The organism is Streptomyces sp. NPDC046909 (assembly GCF_040644695.1).
In the GTDB taxonomy this organism is placed as follows: Bacteria; Actinomycetota; Actinomycetes; order Streptomycetales; family Streptomycetaceae; genus Streptomyces.
Map to the genome: position 1 here is coordinate 46,750 of NZ_JBEYXC010000009.1, position 15,327 is coordinate 62,076.

General features: G+C 71.6%; 16 protein-coding genes. 9 read left to right on the plus strand and 7 right to left on the minus strand.

Annotation, left to right across the window (positions count from 1 at the left end; genetic code table 11):
- The 3 genes from ABZ928_RS28425 to gap all read left to right on the plus strand — a co-directional run bounded on the left by ABZ928_RS28425 (position 1) and on the right by gap (position 3,328).
- Positions 1 to 1,170, plus strand: a complete 1,170-nt coding sequence (locus tag ABZ928_RS28425) for an MFS transporter (RefSeq protein WP_361525829.1) — start codon at positions 1 to 3, stop codon at positions 1,168 to 1,170.
- A gap of 81 nt (positions 1,171 to 1,251) precedes the next feature.
- The gene (locus tag ABZ928_RS28430) at positions 1,252 to 2,208 is read left to right on the plus strand and encodes a helix-turn-helix domain-containing protein (protein WP_361524783.1); all 957 of its coding nucleotides are present in this window, start codon (positions 1,252 to 1,254) and stop codon (positions 2,206 to 2,208) included.
- Positions 2,209 to 2,329: 121 nt separating this feature from the next.
- Positions 2,330 to 3,328, plus strand: a complete 999-nt coding sequence (gene gap, locus ABZ928_RS28435) for a type I glyceraldehyde-3-phosphate dehydrogenase (RefSeq protein WP_361524786.1) — start codon at positions 2,330 to 2,332, stop codon at positions 3,326 to 3,328.
- Between the two features lie 80 nt (positions 3,329 to 3,408).
- Here gap and ABZ928_RS28440 read toward each other — a convergent pair whose 3' ends face one another.
- On the minus strand, positions 3,409 to 3,927 hold the full coding sequence (locus ABZ928_RS28440; RefSeq protein ID WP_361524789.1) for an adenylate kinase: 519 nt from the start codon (positions 3,925 to 3,927) through the stop codon (positions 3,409 to 3,411).
- 23 nt (positions 3,928 to 3,950) lie between these two features.
- On the opposite strand from ABZ928_RS28440, the gene ABZ928_RS28445 reads away from it, so the two are divergent.
- Positions 3,951 to 4,685 (plus strand): maleylpyruvate isomerase family mycothiol-dependent enzyme, encoded by a 735-nt coding sequence (locus ABZ928_RS28445; RefSeq protein ID WP_361524791.1) that lies wholly within the window; start codon positions 3,951 to 3,953, stop codon positions 4,683 to 4,685.
- Positions 4,686 to 4,694: 9 nt separating this feature from the next.
- Here the strand turns inward: ABZ928_RS28445 and ABZ928_RS28450 are convergent, their stop codons facing one another.
- On the minus strand, positions 4,695 to 5,093 hold the full coding sequence (locus ABZ928_RS28450; protein WP_361524794.1) for a MarR family transcriptional regulator: 399 nt from the start codon (positions 5,091 to 5,093) through the stop codon (positions 4,695 to 4,697).
- 86 nt (positions 5,094 to 5,179) lie between these two features.
- Here ABZ928_RS28450 and ABZ928_RS28455 point away from each other — a divergent pair, with 86 nt between their 5' ends.
- Together ABZ928_RS28455 and ABZ928_RS28460 are read left to right on the plus strand one after the other, a co-directional pair.
- On the plus strand, positions 5,180 to 6,661 hold the full coding sequence (locus tag ABZ928_RS28455) for an MFS transporter (RefSeq protein ID WP_361524796.1): 1,482 nt from the start codon (positions 5,180 to 5,182) through the stop codon (positions 6,659 to 6,661).
- Between the two features lie 76 nt (positions 6,662 to 6,737).
- A complete protein-coding gene (locus tag ABZ928_RS28460) occupies positions 6,738 to 7,025 on the plus strand; it encodes a DUF6332 family protein (protein WP_361524799.1) in 288 nt (95 codons plus the stop codon).
- Here ABZ928_RS28460 and ABZ928_RS28465 read toward each other — a convergent pair.
- The 3 genes from ABZ928_RS28465 to ABZ928_RS28475 all read right to left on the minus strand — a co-directional run bounded on the left by ABZ928_RS28465 (position 6,986) and on the right by ABZ928_RS28475 (position 9,698).
- Positions 6,986 to 7,651, minus strand: coding sequence for a response regulator transcription factor (locus ABZ928_RS28465; protein ID WP_361524802.1), 666 nt, complete (start codon positions 7,649 to 7,651; stop codon positions 6,986 to 6,988). The two genes, ABZ928_RS28460 and ABZ928_RS28465, sit on opposite strands and share 40 nt — an antisense overlap.
- A gap of 10 nt (positions 7,652 to 7,661) precedes the next feature.
- A complete protein-coding gene (locus tag ABZ928_RS28470; RefSeq protein ID WP_361524805.1) occupies positions 7,662 to 8,882 on the minus strand; it encodes a sensor histidine kinase in 1,221 nt (406 codons plus the stop codon).
- Between the two features lie 90 nt (positions 8,883 to 8,972).
- Complete coding sequence (locus ABZ928_RS28475) at positions 8,973 to 9,698, minus strand: TetR/AcrR family transcriptional regulator (RefSeq protein WP_361524808.1); 726 nt, start codon at positions 9,696 to 9,698, stop codon at positions 8,973 to 8,975.
- A 169-nt stretch (positions 9,699 to 9,867) separates the two neighbouring features.
- Between ABZ928_RS28475 and ABZ928_RS28480 the strand changes: the two genes are divergently transcribed.
- Positions 9,868 to 10,317: a nitroreductase family deazaflavin-dependent oxidoreductase gene (locus ABZ928_RS28480; protein ID WP_361524811.1), complete on the plus strand. Its 450-nt coding sequence runs from the start codon at positions 9,868 to 9,870 to the stop codon at positions 10,315 to 10,317.
- A 26-nt stretch (positions 10,318 to 10,343) separates the two neighbouring features.
- On the opposite strand, the gene ABZ928_RS28485 is transcribed toward ABZ928_RS28480, so the two are convergent.
- Positions 10,344 to 11,576, minus strand: coding sequence for a geranylgeranyl reductase family protein (locus ABZ928_RS28485; RefSeq protein ID WP_361524814.1), 1,233 nt, complete (start codon positions 11,574 to 11,576; stop codon positions 10,344 to 10,346).
- A gap of 132 nt (positions 11,577 to 11,708) precedes the next feature.
- Here ABZ928_RS28485 and ABZ928_RS28490 point away from each other — a divergent pair, with 132 nt between their 5' ends.
- Together ABZ928_RS28490 and ABZ928_RS28495 are read left to right on the plus strand one after the other, a co-directional pair.
- Positions 11,709 to 13,061 carry a dipeptidase gene (locus ABZ928_RS28490; protein ID WP_361524817.1) on the plus strand — a complete coding sequence of 451 codons (1,353 nt, stop codon included), beginning with the start codon at positions 11,709 to 11,711 and terminating at the stop codon, positions 13,059 to 13,061.
- Positions 13,062 to 13,120: 59 nt separating this feature from the next.
- Positions 13,121 to 14,185 carry a protein kinase family protein gene (locus ABZ928_RS28495; protein ID WP_361524819.1) on the plus strand — a complete coding sequence of 355 codons (1,065 nt, stop codon included), beginning with the start codon at positions 13,121 to 13,123 and terminating at the stop codon, positions 14,183 to 14,185.
- Between the two features lie 48 nt (positions 14,186 to 14,233).
- On the opposite strand, the gene ABZ928_RS28500 is transcribed toward ABZ928_RS28495, so the two are convergent.
- Positions 14,234 to 15,274 (minus strand): NUDIX domain-containing protein, encoded by a 1,041-nt coding sequence (locus ABZ928_RS28500; RefSeq protein WP_361524821.1) that lies wholly within the window; start codon positions 15,272 to 15,274, stop codon positions 14,234 to 14,236.
- Positions 15,275 to 15,327: the final 53 nt, after the last annotated feature.

The following is a 15,327-nucleotide window of genomic DNA, read 5'->3' on the forward strand; positions in this document are numbered from 1 at the left end:
GTGCGGGGCAACCGATCCGACCTCACCCGCCTCCGCATACTCCTGACCACCTTCTTCGCCCTCGACGGCTTCGTCTTCGCCGGCTGGGTCGTCCGTATCCCCGCGATCAAGCACCAGACCGACGCCACCGCCAGCACCCTCGGCCTCGCCCTCCTCGGCGTCTCCGCGGGCGCGGTCATCACGATGACGCTCACCGGCCGCCTCTGCCGCCGCTACGGCAGCCACCAGGTCACCGTCGCCTGCGCCGTACTGCTCTCCCTCAGCATCGCCCTGCCCCCGCTGACCCACTCGGCCCTGACGCTCGGCATGGTGCTGCTGGTCTTCGGCGCCGCGTACGGCGGGATCAACGTGGCCTTCAACAGCGCCGCGGTCGATCTGGTGCGCGCTCTCCGGCGCCCGATCATGCCCAGCTTCCACGCCGCCTTCAGCCTCGGCGGCATGGTCGGCGCCGGGCTCGGCGGAGTCGTGGCCGCGCATCTGTCGCCCACCCGGCATCTGCTGGGCCTCACCGTCGTCGGACTGCTCGTGACAGCGGTCGCCGGACGGCAGCTCCTGCGCCTCGAACCGCCCGTCCCGCCCGAGCGGACACAGCGGGAGACGGGCGCCCCACGGCGCCTGGACCGGCGCACCCGCACCCTGGTGATCGTCTTCGGCCTGATCGCCCTCTGCACGGCGTACGGCGAGGGCGCCATGGCCGACTGGGGCGCGCTGCATCTCCAGGAGGACCTCGACGCCTCACCCGGCGTCGCGGCAATCGGCTACTCCCTCTTCGCCCTCACCATGACCGCCGGCCGCCTCACCGGCACGACCCTCCTGGAACGGCTCGGCCGCACCCGCACCGTGGTCGCGGGCGGCACCACCGCGGCCGCCGGCATGCTCCTCGGCTCACTGGCGCCCTCGCTGTGGGCGGCCCTCCTCGGCTTCGGCGTCGCGGGGCTCGGCCTCGCCAACCTCTTCCCGGTGGCCGTCGAACGCGCCGGCACCCTCGCCGGCCCCACCGGCGTCGCCATCGCCTCCACCCTCGGCTACGGCGGCATGCTCCTCGGCCCGCCCGCCATCGGCTTCATGGCCGACTGGTTCTCCCTCTCCACGGCGCTCACCAGCGTGGCGGCCCTCGCGGCGGTGGCTGCGGCGATCGGCCTCACGACACGGCACGCGGCGACGCGCTGACTCCCTCTCACGCGTGGGCTCTCGCCCACGCGCTCCCTGACCTGGGCAGGGCGACGGCACACCCCACGTACCCTCTCTCCCGTGCCAGCCTCCCGCCTCCATCGCGTCGCCGTCCTCGTCCTCGAAGGGGCGAAGCCGCTCGATGTCGGAATCCCCGCGCAGGTCTTCACGACGCGGGCGAGCATGCCGTACGAGGTGCGGGTGTGCGGGGCGACGCCCGGGCTCGTGACCGGCGGCGACGGGCTGTCGTACGCCGTCGCCCATGGTCTCGACGCGCTCGCCTGGGCGGACATCGTCTTCGTGCCCGGCTACCGGCACCCGGACCGGGACGATCCGCCGGAGGCGGTCGTCGACGCGCTGATCGCCGCCCACGCGCGCGGGGCGCGGCTCGCGGCGATCTCGACGGGGGCGTTCGCGCTCGCCGCCACCGGGCTGCTCGACGGCAGGCGCGCCACGACGCACTGGCACTACACACGGGCGCTCATGGCCAGGCATCCGCTCGTCCAGGTCGACGAGAACGTGCTGTTCGTCGACGAGGGCAGCGTGCTCACCTCGGCCGGTGCCGCCTCCGGGATCGACCTGTGCCTGCACATCCTGCGCGGCGACCTGGGAGTGGCCGCGTCGAACCACGCGGCCCGCCGACTGGTCGCGGCCCCCTATCGGAGCGGCGGCCAGGCCCAGTACGTGCCGCGCAGTGTGCCCGAGCCGCTCGGGGAGCGCTTCGGGACCACCCGCGAGTGGGCGCTGCACCGGCTGGACGAGCCCCTCACCCTCGACATACTGGCGCGGCAGGCCGGGGTGTCGCCGCGTACGTTCTCGCGGCGCTTCGTCGAGGAGACCGGCTATACGCCGATGCAGTGGGTGATGCGAGCCCGCATCGACCTGGCGCGCGAACTGCTGGAGCGGTCGCAGCGCAGCGTCGAGCAGATCGCCACCGACGTCGGACTCGGCACCGGCGCGAATCTGCGCCTGCACTTCCAGCGCATCCTCGGCACCACTCCGAGCGAGTACCGGCGCACCTTCACCCGGGGCGAGTAGCCGCGGCACGATTCACGTGGCGACATCCTTTTGAACCATGGCGATCCCGCCACTGTCCGCCGCGCGCCCCGCGAGCGAGCCTGGTGGCGCAGGCAAGGGACAACGGGAAGGGACACCCCCCATGACTCGCATCGCCATCAACGGATTCGGCCGCATCGGACGCAATGTGCTGCGCGCGCTGCTCGAACGCGACAGCGCCCTGGAGATCGTCGCCGTCAACGACCTCACCGAGCCCGCCACGCTCGCCCGGCTCCTCGCCTACGACAGCACGGCCGGCCGGCTCGGGCGTCCGGTGACCGTGGACGGGGACGCCCTCGTCGTGGACGGCCGTCGGATCAAGGTGCTGGCGGAGCGTGAGCCCGCGCAGCTGCCGTGGGCCGAACTCGGCGTCGACATCGTCCTGGAGGCCACCGGCCGCTTCACCTCGGCCAAGGCCGCGCAGGCGCACCTCGACGCGGGCGCGAAGAAGGTGCTGGTCAGCGCGCCGTCCGACGGCGCCGACGTCACGCTGGCGTACGGGGTCAACAGTGACTCGTACGACCCGGACGTGCACACGATCGTCTCGAACGCCTCCTGCACCACCAATGCCCTCGCCCCGCTGGCCAAGGTCCTGGACGATCTCGCCGGTATCGAGCACGGGTTCATGACGACGGTGCACGCCTACACGCAGGAGCAGAACCTCCAGGACGGTCCGCACCGCGACGCCCGTCGCGCCCGGGCCGCGGGCGTCAACATCGTGCCCACCACGACGGGTGCCGCCAAGGCGATCGGCCTGGTGCTGCCGAACCTCGACGGCAAGCTGTCCGGCGACTCGATCCGCGTACCGGTGCCGGTGGGTTCGATCGTCGAGCTCAACACGACCGTCGCCCGTGACGTGACCCGCGACGAGGTGCTGGCCGCGTACCGCGCCGCGGCGGAGGGGCCGCTCGCCGGTGTCCTGGAGTACTCGGAGGACCCGCTGGTGTCGGCGGACATCGTGGGCAACCCCGCGTCGTCGATCTTCGACTCGGCCCTCACCCGTGTCGACGGCCGTCACATCAAGGTGGTCGCCTGGTACGACAACGAGTGGGGCTTCTCCAACCGCGTGATCGACACCCTCGAACTGCTCGCCGCCGGCTGACCGAGCAACTGAGGAACCACGGGCCGGGGCCGAGGCACCCGGCCCGCCGGATCACAGGGGCGCCGACCTGCCCCGCCGGATCACAGGGCCGCCAGCCAGGCCGCCGTCTCATCGGGGTGGCCGAAGCGCACCGTCTCCAGAGGGGCGAAGCGGGGATCGCGGACCCGGCGCCCGATCTCCCTCCGGCGCTCGCCGTGCTGCGACCAGGCCCACCACACCGGGTGGCCCCGGTCCAGCCAGCCCCTCCAGGTCTCCCTGTTGCCGCCGAAGATGACCTCACGTGTGACGGTGCGCCGGATGGACCGGCGCAGCACGCGGGGCATGATGACGCGTCGGGGGTAGTCCAGCCAGATCACGGTGTCGGCCCGGTCCCACAGCAGGTCGCGGACTTCCGGGTAGCCGAGGGAGTCGACGATCCAGCGGGGCTCGGCGGTGAGCGCGGAGACGTCTTCGGTGAGGTGGTCGTTGGTGGCCCAGCCGGGGGCGTTGTAGTGCAACGCGTCCATCTCGTGGTACGGCACGTCCAGACGGCTGCTCAGGGTGCGGGCGAGCGTGGACTTGCCCGCGCCGGTGATCCCCACCACCAAGATCCGTTTCACGACGGCACCCTATCCTCACCTCCATGGAGACTGCCGAGTTCGTCCGAATCCTCGATCAGGAAGGCCAGTTGCTGGCCGCGGCCGCCGAGGAGGCCGGCACCGGCGCCAAGGTGCCGACGTGCCCGGAGTGGCAGGTGCGGGACCTGCTGCGGCACACGGGAGCGGTACATCGTTGGGCGGCGGGGTTCGTCGCCGAGGGACACGCCTCGCCCCGCCCCCTCGGGGAGGAGCCCGATCTCGACGGCGCCGAACTCGTGGCCTGGTACAGGGAGGCTCATGCGCGGCTCGTGGACACTCTGACCGCCGCCGATCCGGACACACAGTGCTGGTACTTCCTGCCCGCGCCCTCGCCGCTCGCGTTCTGGGCGCGCCGGCAGGCGCACGAGACGACGGTGCACCGGTTCGACGCGGAGGCCGCCCGGGGCGGCACGCCTGAAGAGATCGGCCGTCACTTCGCCGCGGACGGCATCGACGAGCTGCTGTCCGGGTTCCATGCCCGCCCCAGGAGCAGGGTCCGCACCGACATTCCGCGCGTCCTGCGGGTGCGGGCGACGGACGTGGACGGCGCGGTGTGGACCGTACGGCTGTCTCAGGAGCCACCGGCCACGGAGCGTGGGGATGGCGGGGACGCCGGCTGCGAAGTGGCCGGGCCGGCCCCGCGGTTGTACCTGGCGCTGTGGAACCGGCTGCCGTTCCCGGCTGTGACCGGCGACGACTCGCTCGCCCAGCTCTGGCGCGAGACCTCCGGGGTCGGCTGAGCGGCCGGCTCAGTCCGAGCCCAGCGTCCTCGTCAACACCGCACGCTGCACCGGCAGCACCTCGCCGTGCAGCGTGCGCCCCTTCGCCGTGAGCGCCACCCGGACGCCCCGCCGGTCCTCCGGGCACATGCCGCGCTCGACGAGTCCGTCCTTCTCCAGCCGAGCGATGAGCCGCGACAGCGCGCTCTGGCTCAGATGGACCCGCTCGGAGATCTCCTGGACCCGGTAGGAGCAGCCGCCGCCCGGCGCGCGGTTCTCGTCGGCGAGTACGTCGAGCACCTCGAAGTCGCTGGCGCAGAGGCCGTGTTGATGGAGCGCGCGGTCCAGTTCGCACTGGGTGCGCGCATGCAGCGCCAGGATGTCCCGCCACTGGTCCACGAGTGCCTGCTCGGCCTTCTTCGCCGCCATGGGCGCACCGTAGCAGAGAGCGGGAATTATTGCACCGTAATTAAATGCGCTTGCATTCGATGCATACGCATGTAGTGTCTTCGGACATGACCTCTCCGCTCAACACCCCCGCGTCCGACGGACGCTGGACTCCCCGACTGTGGGGCACGCTGCTGGTGCTCTGCGCCGCGATGTTCCTCGACGCCCTCGATGTGTCGATGGTCGGTGTCGCGCTGCCGTCGATCGGCGCCGACCTCGGACTGTCCACCTCGACCCTGCAATGGATCGTCAGCGGCTACATCCTCGGGTACGGCGGCCTCCTCCTGCTCGGCGGCCGGGCCGCCGACCTGCTGGGCCGGCGCCAGGTCTTCCTGGTCGCCCTCGGTGTCTTCGCGGTCGCCTCGCTGCTCGGCGGGCTCGTCGACTCCGGACCGCTGCTGATCGCCAGCCGGTTCGTCAAGGGCCTCAGCGCCGCGTTCACGGCGCCCGCCGGTCTCTCCATCATCACCACGACCTTCGCCGAAGGCCCGTTGCGCAACCGCGCGTTGGCGATCTACACGACCTGCGGTGCCACCGGCTACTCGATGGGCCTGGTCTTCTCCGGCCTGCTCACGGAGGCGAGTTGGCGGTTCACCATGCTGCTGCCCGCCCCCGTCGCGCTGATCGCCCTGATCGCCGGCCTGAAGCTGCTGCCGCGCAGCGAGCGCGAACAGAACACCGGCGGCTACGACATCCCGGGCGCCGTCCTCGGCACCGCCTCCATGCTGCTGCTCGTGTTCACCGTCGTCGAGGCGCCGGAAGCGGGCTGGGGATCCGCTCGTTCGATCCTGTCCTTCCTCGCCGTCGCCGTCCTGCTGACCGCCTTCGTGGCCGTCGAGCGGCGCAGCGCCAGCCCGCTGATCCGGCTCGGCGTCCTGCGCTCCGGTCCGCAAGTCCGGGCCCAGCTGGGCGCGTTGACGTTCCTCGGCAGTTACGTCGGTTTCCAGTTCCTGGTCACCCTCTACATGCAGCAGCTGCTCGGCTGGTCGGCCCTGCACACCGCGCTCGCCTTCCTCCCGGCCGGCACGCTGGTGGCGCTGTCCGCGACGAAGGTGGGCACGGTCATCGACCGCTTCGGCACCCCGCGGCTCATCGTGGCCGGCTTCGCGCTGATGGTCGTCGGCTATCTCCTGTTCCTGCGCATCGACCTCGACCCGGCGTACGCGTCGGTGATCCTGCCGACCATGCTGCTGGTCGGCGCCGCCTTCGCGCTGACCTTCCCCTCGCTCAACGTCCAGGCCACCAACGGCGTCGACGAACACGAGCAGGGCATGGTCTCGGGTCTGCTCAACACCTCGGTCCAGGTGGGCGGCGCGCTCTTCCTGGCCGTGGTCACGGCGGTGCTCACGGCCAACGCGCCCGGGGAGCGGGCCTCTCGGCAGGACGTACTCGACAGCTATCTGCCCGGTCTGACGGTGGTCACCGGCATCGCGGTCGCGGGCCTGCTGATCTCGCTGACCGGACTGCGGGTCCGGCCGCGCCGGAAGTCGGTCGTGGTCGCGAAGTCCACATCCCTGGAGGAGGCGGAGCGCGTGTCCGTGCGCGACTGACAGGGGGACGCCTCCCCACCGTGCGCCCGGCGGAGCCCGCTTGCTCCGCCGGGCGCACTCCTGTGAGACTCGCCGTATGACCGCACACGGGGGACGACGGGATCAGGCCGCGCGGGACGCCATGACCGTCGAGATCGGATACGCGCTGGTGAGCGCCGCGTTCGCGGTGGCCGTGGTCTTCGGGGCGATCGCCGGTCCGGCACTCCTCTTCGACCTGCCGGAAACGCTGGAGAAGGTACTGCTACGACTGGCCCTCGGGCTGGCACCGGTGCTGTTCATCGCCCGGGTCGTCAGCGTGCTGATCCGCTTCGGCCGGAACGGGCCTCAGCCCAGCCAGCCCGGCCGCACCAACCCCGACTCATAGGCCAGTACGACGAGTTGGGCCCGGTCACGGGCCCCCAGCTTCACCATCGTCCGGCTGACGTGGGTCTTCGCCGTGAGCGGGCTGACCACCAGGCGCCGGGCGATCTCCTCGTTGGACAGTCCGATGCCGACCAGGGCCATCACCTCCCGCTCCCGCTCGGTGAGCTGAGCGAGCGCGTCGGCCGCCGCGGGCTCCTTGGAACGCGCCGCGAACTCGGCGATCAGCCGCCGCGTCACCCCCGGTGACAGCAGCGCGTCGCCCTCCACCACCGCTCTTACGGCGCGCAGGAGTTCCTCGGGTTCGGTGTCCTTGACCAGGAAGCCGGAGGCGCCCGCGCGGATCGCCTCGAAGACGTACTCGTCGAGCTCGAAGGTGGTGAGCATGACGACCTTGACGCCCGCGAGCCCCTCGTCGTCGGTGATCCGGCGGGTCGCGGCGAGGCCGTCGAGCACGGGCATGCGGATGTCCATCAGGACGACGTCCGGGCGCAGTTCGCCCACCATGCGGACCGCTTCCTCGCCGTCGGAGGCCTCCCCGGCCACCTCGATGTCCGGCTGCGCGTCGAGCAGCGCCTTGAATCCGGCCCGCACCAGTGACTGGTCGTCGGCGAGCAGTACGCGGATCACCCGTTCTCCTTCACTCCGAGCCGAGCGGCAGTTCGGCGAGCACCCGGAAGCCCCCGTCGGGACGCGGTCCCGCCTCGATCGTGCCACCCAGTGCGGCGGCCCGCTCCCGCATTCCGGCCAGCCCGTTGCCGCTGCCGCCCGCGTCGGCTCCGGTCGCGGGTCCGTCGTCGTCGATACGGAGCCGTAGCGTCGCACCGTCGTCGTGAACGACCTGTACACGCGCGTGCCGCGAACCTGAATGCCGTACGACATTGGTGAGCGCTTCCTGGACGATGCGGAACGCGGCGAGGTCCGTGCCGGGAGCGAGTTTCGGGATCGTCCCTTCGACCTCGACCGTCAGTCCGGCGCTCGCCGCCTGGGTCACCAGTTCCGGCAGCCGGCCGAGGCCGGGGGCCGGTGCGCGGGGCGCGTCTCCGGGGGTGCGCAGGGTGTCGAGCACCTGGCGGACCTCGCCGAGGGCCTCTTTGCTGGCGGCCTTGATGGTGGTGAGGGCCGTGCGCGCCTGTTCGGGATCGCTGTCGAGGAGCGCGAGGCCGACGCCGGCCTGGACGTTGATGACGGAGATGCTGTGCGCGAGGACGTCGTGCAGTTCGCGGGCGATCCGCAGCCGCTCCTCGTCGGCGCGCCGCCGCGCGGCCTGCGCCCGCTCGGCCCGCTCCCGCGCCCACTGCTCACGGCGGGTCCTGGCGAGCTCCGCCAGCGCCACGATCGCGATGCCCCAGGCGGCGACCACGCCCTCCGAGCCCCAGGGGGCCGCGTCGTCGCCGGACGGCGGCAGCCACCGGTAGAGCCAGTGCGCCACCAGCACATGCCCGGTCCACAGGAGGACGAGCGCCGTCCAGGCGGAGCGCCGGTGTCCGGCGGCGATGGCGCTGAAGCAGCCCACGGCGAAGGTCACGAAGACGGGCCCGTACGGGTATCCGGCGCCCAGGTAGAGCATCGTGGCCGCTGCCGTGCCGAACACGACGACGACCGGATGGCGGTGGCGCCACAGCAGCAGACCGGCCGCCACGACGAGCAGCACGCGCGCGAAGGTGTCGAGCGGGGCGCGATCGTTCACCTGCTGCGCGGCCGCGAAGCGGGACCCACCGAGCACGAAGGCCGTGATGATCAGGGTGGAGGGCCAGGGCCAGCGAGGCGTTCCCGCCTCGTCGCCCCAGCGGTTCCACCACGGCGGCCCGTGCCGCCACCACAGGGGTGGGCCGCCTCCCCGTACACGCTGCTCGTCCATGACCGCCACGCTAGACGCCGGGCGCCGCCCGGGGCGTCCGCCGGGCGAGGTGATCACGCGTACTCCCCGCGAAGTACGCCGCTCCCCCGCTCAGGATCCGGAGCCGCCGCCGTCCTCGGTCAGCCCCACTCCCTGGGCGAGCCGGGTCACCGCGTGCCGGAAGAAGGGCTCGCGGTCCTCGACGACCCGGTTGAACTGTCCGAACAGCTCGAAGCCGACCAGCCCGAACAGCTGCGCCCAGGCGGTGACCAGTGCCATCGCCGTCTCCGGCGGGAGGTCGGGCGCGAGGTCGGCGGCGAGCCGCTCGGCCTCCGGGCGCAGTTCGGCGGGGAGGGGGAGCTCGCCGAGCCCCGGGCCGTGGTGCGCGTCGCGGACGATGCCGATGAGGAGGAGTCCCACCCGGGCGGCGGCCGGGACAGTGGTGTCGGGGGCGCTGTAGCCGGGGACCGGGGACCCGTAGATCAGGGCGTACTCGTGCGGATGGGCGAGGGCCCAGGTGCGCACCGCCTCGCACACCGTGGTCCAGCGCCGCACGGGTCCGGCGCCCTCGGCCTTGGCGTGCGCCGCCTCCGCGCTCTCCCCCAGGGAGTTGTAGGCGTCGATGATGAGAGCGGTGAGCAGGTCGTCGCGGCTGGGGAAGTACCGGTACAGGGCGGAGGAGACCATGCCGAGTTCCCGTGCCACGGCGCGCAGCGAGAGCTTGGCGGCGCCGTCGGCGGCGAGCTGTCTGCGGGCGGCGTCCTTGATGGCCGCGGTGACCTCGATACGGGCGCGGGCTCGGGCGCCTTGTGCGGTGCTGCCTTGTGCGGGACTCATGCAGTCCAGTGTCCCACGAAATCAGATCAGTGCACACAAACGAGAGCGGCGAACAAAAAAGAGAACACTGCTCTTGCTTTACTGCCCCACCCTGATGCAGACTGAGGACACAATGAGAGCACCGCTCACACAACGGAGCGGGTGCTCACCAAAACTTTCGGAGGGTCCCATGTCCACGCACGTGCAGAAGCCCGGCTGGTTCACCGTCAACGTCTTCAACCGGTTCGTGGCCTGGCTGACCCGTCGCGGCCTCAGCGTGTGGGGCTCCAGGGTCCTCGCGGTCCGCGGCCGCAAGAGCGGCGAGTGGCGGACCACCCCGGTCAACCTGCTGACCGTCGACGGCCGCCAGTACCTGGTCGCCCCGCGCGGGCACGTCCAGTGGACGCACAACATGCGCGCGGCCGGCGGCGGCGAACTGCACCTCGGCAAGCACGTGGACCCGTTCACCGCGACGGAGGTCGCCGACGACGACAAGGTCCCGCTGCTGCGCGCCTACCTCAAGCGCTGGAAGGCCGAGGTCGGCGTGTTCTTCAAGGGGGTCGGCCCGGACTCCCCCGACGCCGACCTGCGCCGCATCGCCCCGGACCACCCGGTCTTCCTCGTCACGATCCAGAACTGACCGGCACCGTCAACTGACCGGCACCCTCAGGAACCGGTCTCGCCGGCCGCCGTACGCCGGTCCAGCGCGGTCAGGGCGCGCTGGGCCATGGGACGGCCCCGGACAATCTCCCCCAGCGAGGTGGCGCCGCGGGTGATGTCCGTGAACGCCCGCCAGGCGGGCCGGAATCCGGTCAGCGCCGCGTGGAACAGCCCCGGCCGTCGCTCGAACGCCGTCAGCAGCCGCTTGCCGACGCTCATCTCCACACCGAGCCCCGCCTTGATGGCGAACGCGTAGTTCAGGGCCTGGCGCCGGGTGTCCACGGCGTCGTTCGCCTCGGCGATCCGCACCGCCCACTCCCCAGCGAGCCGCCCCGAGCGCAGCGCGAACGAGATGCCCTCGCGGGTCCACGGCTCCAGCAGCCCCGCCGCGTCCCCGCACACCAGCACCCGGCCCCGGGACAGCGGCGAGTCGTCGGCCCGGCAGCGGGTCAAGTGCCCGGAGGAGATGCTCGGTTCGAACCCGGCGAGGCCGAGCCGCGCGATGAAGTCCTCCAAGTACCGCTTGGTGGCGGCCCCTTCACCACGCGCCGAGATCACCCCGACCGTGAGCGTGTCGCCCTTGGGGAACACCCAGCCGTAACTCCCGGGCATCGGCCCCCAGTCGATGAGCACCCGCCCCGCCCAGTCCTCGGCGACGGTCTCCGGCACCGGGATCTCCGCCTCCAGACCGAGATCGACCTGGTCGAGCTTCACCCCGACATGTGCTCCTATCCGGCTGGCGCTGCCGTCCGCGCCGACGACGGCCCGCGCGAGCACCGTCTCGCCGCCCTGCAACACCACCGCGACCGTACGCCGGTCCGGCACCGCCGACCCGTGCTGCTCGACCCGCTGCACGGTGACGCCCGTGCGCAGCTCGGCGCCCGCCTTCTGGGCGTGCTCGACCAGCTGCTGGTCGAACTCGGGCCGGTTGATCAGCCCGAACAGCATCTGCTTGGAGCGGCGGGTGCGGGCGAAGCGGCCGTTGTGCGAGAACGTCACCGCGTGCACCCGGTCCCGGAAGGGCAGCTCGAAGCCCGGCGGGAGGGAGTCCCGCGAAGGCCCGATGATGCCGCCGCCGCACGTCTTGTAGCGGGGCAGCTCCGCCTTCTCCAGCAACAGCACGCGCCGCCCGGCGACCGCCGCCGCGTACGCGGCCGAGGCGCCTGCGGGGCCTGCGCCCACCACGACGACGTCCCACACCTGCCGCGCGTCGTCCGCCGAAGAGTTCTCGCTGGTCACGATGGTCTACTGCTCCGATCAAGCCGGTGGCCGCTGCTGTTTCCCGCATCCTACGGCCGTCATCGCCGCAGGCCGCTGTGGGAGGATCTCCCTACCCATACGTACAACGTCGCACCTACAAGGAGCGTGCCCATGTCGTCGAATCCGGTCGCCGAGACCGTCGCCTCGCTGATGCCCAGGGCGCGGGCGGAGCTCACCGAACTGGTGGCGTTCAAGTCGGTGGCGGACTTCGACCAGTTCCCGAAGAGCGAGAGCGAGGGCGCGGCCCGCTGGGTCGCCGACGCGCTCACCGCCGAGGGCTTCGAGGACGTCGCCCTGCTCGACACCCCCGACGGCACCCAGTCGGTGTACGGCTATCTGCCCGGCCCGGCGGGCGCGAAGACGGTCCTGCTCTACGCGCACTACGACGTGCAGCCCCCGCTCGACGAAACCGCCTGGACGACTCCGCCGTTCGAGCTGACCGAGCGTGACGGCCGCTGGTACGGACGCGGCGCCGCCGACTGCAAGGGCGGCGTGATCATGCACCTGCTCGCCCTGCGCGCGCTCAAGGCGAACGGCGGCGTCCCGGTCCACATCAAGGTAATCGCCGAGGGCTCCGAGGAGATGGGCACGGGCGGTCTGGAGCGGTACGCGGAGCAGCACCCGGACCTGCTGGAGGCCGACACCATCGTCATCGGCGACGCGGGCAACTTCCGGGTCGGTCTGCCGACGGTCACCACCACCCTGCGCGGCATGACCCTCGTCCGCGTCCAGGTCGACACCCTCCAGGGCAACCTGCACTCCGGCCAGTTCGGCGGCGCGGCGCCCGACGCGCTGGCCGCGCTGATCCGCGTGCTGGACTCGCTGCGCGCGGAGGACGGCTCGACGACGGTCGACGGGCTGGCCCCGGAGACCGGCTGGGAGGGCCTCCAGTACGACGAGGAGCAGTTCCGCAAGGACGCCAAGGTCCTCGACGGCGTCGAGCTGATCGGCTCCGGCACGGTCGCCGACCGCATCTGGGCCCGCCCCGCCGTCACGGTCCTCGGCATCGACTGCCCGCCGGTCGTCGGCGCCACCCCGTCCGTCCAGGCCGGCGCCCGCGCCCTGGTGAGCCTGCGCGTCCCGCCGGGCGTCGACGCCGCCGAGGCGACCAAGCTGCTCCAGGCCCACCTGGAGGCGCACACCCCGTGGGGCGCCCAGGTCCGCACCGAACAGATCGGCCAGGGCCAGGCCTTCAGCGCCGACACCACCAGCCCCGCCTACGCGGCCATGTCCGAGGCCATGTCCGTCGCCTACCCCGGCCAGGAGATGCAGTACGCCGGCCAGGGCGGCTCCATCCCCCTCTGCAACACCCTCGCCGCCCTCTACCCGCACGCCGAGATCCTCCTCATCGGCCTCAGCGAGCCGGAGGCCCAGATCCACGCGGTAAACGAAAGCGTGTCCCCCGAGGAACTGGAACGCCTCTCGGTCGCGGAGGCACTGTTCCTGCGCAACTACGCGGGCTGACAACTCAGCCAACGGCAAAGGGCCCTCGTCCACGGACGGGGGCCCTTCATCATGAGGCCATGTCCCCCACCACACGCCTCACCACCCACACCGACATCGCGACATCCCTCGCCCTCCTCAGCGACCACGAACTCGCCGAACGCGTGGCATCGGGGACACCACTGAACACCGGAATCGGCGGCCGGGCAGCCTTGTTGGAGGTGGACGGCAGGCGGGTCTTCGTGAAGCGGATACCGCTCACCGACATCGAACGACGGCCGGAGAACGTCCACTCCACCGCGAATCTCTTCGGCCTCCCGCCCTACTGCCACTACGGCGTCGGCACCATCGGCGGCCCCGGCTTCGGCGCCTGGCGCGAACTCGCCCTGCACACGATGACGACGAACTGGGTCCTGTCGGACCGTTTTCCAGGCTTCCCCCTGATGCACCACTGGCGCGTCCTGCCCGACTCCCCTCAGCCCCTCCCCGACGAACTGGCCGACGTGGAACGGGCCGTCGCCTACTGGGGCGGATCACCTGGCCTGCGCGACCGCGCCGAGGGACTGCGCACGGCGAGCGCGAGCCTGACGCTGTTCCTGGAGTACGTGCCCCACACCCTCCATGACTGGCTCGACGCCCGGATCCACACCGCCGACGCCGATGCCGCATGCGCGATGGTGGAGGGACAGCTCCGCGAACTCACCGACTTCCTCGGCGGCACCGAACTCCTGCACTTCGACGCCCACTTCAACAACATCCTCACTGACGGCCGTCAGCTCTACCTAGCCGACTACGGGCTCTCCCTCTCCTCCCGCTTCCACCTCACCCCGCAGGAGCGCGCCTTCCACGACCGGCACCGGCACTACGACCGCGACTACACCACCATGTACCTGGTGATCTGGCTGGTCACCGCCCTTTACGGCCATCGCGGACCGGAGCGCGAGGCCTTCATCCGAGCCTGGGCCGACGGCACACGACCGACGGACGGCATCCCACGGGCCGCCGCCGACATCATCACCCGGTACGCCCGACCGGCGGCGGTCATGGAGGACTTCGTCCGGCGGTTCCGCGAGGAGGACAGGCTGACGCCGTATCCGTACGACGGACTCCGCGCCGCCTATAGCAACTCCACGCTCTCCGCGTAGTGACAGGCGACCGAACTCCCCTGACTCGACAGCGCCTCTGACGAGGCATCAGCCGACGGGAACACCCGCCTCCAGATAGATCGCCGCCCCGCGTTCGCGTGCGCGCAGTGCCCAGCGCAGGCGCTCGTAGCGGACCGGAGGGAGCATGTCGGCGGCCTCCTGTTCGGTCGCGAAGCGCCAGTCGCGCAGTTCGGGCCCGGGCAGCAGTACGCGGCCGGCCTCGGTGGAGTCGAGACGGCCGCCGTCGAAGAGGAGCCGCAGACCGCCGTAGCCGGGCGGCACCGGTGCCTCCCAGTCGACGACGAGCAGGCGGGGCAGACCGTCGAGGCGTATCCCGGTCTCCTCAGCGACCTCTCGGACACCGGCGCGCGCGGGGGCCTCGCCGGGTTCGACGACGCCGCCGGGGAACTCCCAGCCGGCCTTGTAGGTGGGGTCGACGAGCAGCACGCGGTCCTGCTCGTCGAAGAGGAGAACGCCGGCGGCGAGGGTCTCGGCGGTCGGCTCGGGGGTCTGCACGATGTCGCAGACGGGCACGGACCCGGACCCGATCGCCTCCGCGATACGGACGGCCGTCTCGTACGGGGTGAGGGTGCCGCTGTCGACGGGGTGGGCGTCCGCGGTCAGCCAGGAGGCGAGGGCGGCTCGGTACGGCTCGATGTGGTCGTACGACCACTGCCGTATCCGTATGTCGCCGTCGGGCAGGTCCGGCGGGATCTCCCGCCCGGCTATTCGCTCCCGCAGGATCGTTTCGGCCGGAGCGAGGAGGACATGCCGGACCGTGATCCGGCGGGCGGCGAGTCCACCGAAGATCTCGTCGCGGTAGTCCTGGCGCAGCAGCGTCATGGGGACCACGAGGGTCCCGCCGAGCTCGGCGAGCAGCGCGGCCGCCGTGTCGATCACGAGACGCCGCCAGATCGGCAGGTCCTGGAAGTCGTTGACCTCGGCGAGGTGCTTGGCCGGAAGCAGGTGTGCGAGCCCTCCGCCGATGACCTCGGGGTCGAAGAGCGTGCTGTTCGGGATCAGTTCGATCAGTTCTCGTGCGGTGGTGGTCTTCCCCGCACCGAACGCGCCGTTGATCCAGACGATCACGTTTCCCCCTCTTCTGCTGACCCCCTGTGGCTTGCCCGCTTCACCCTGCCACG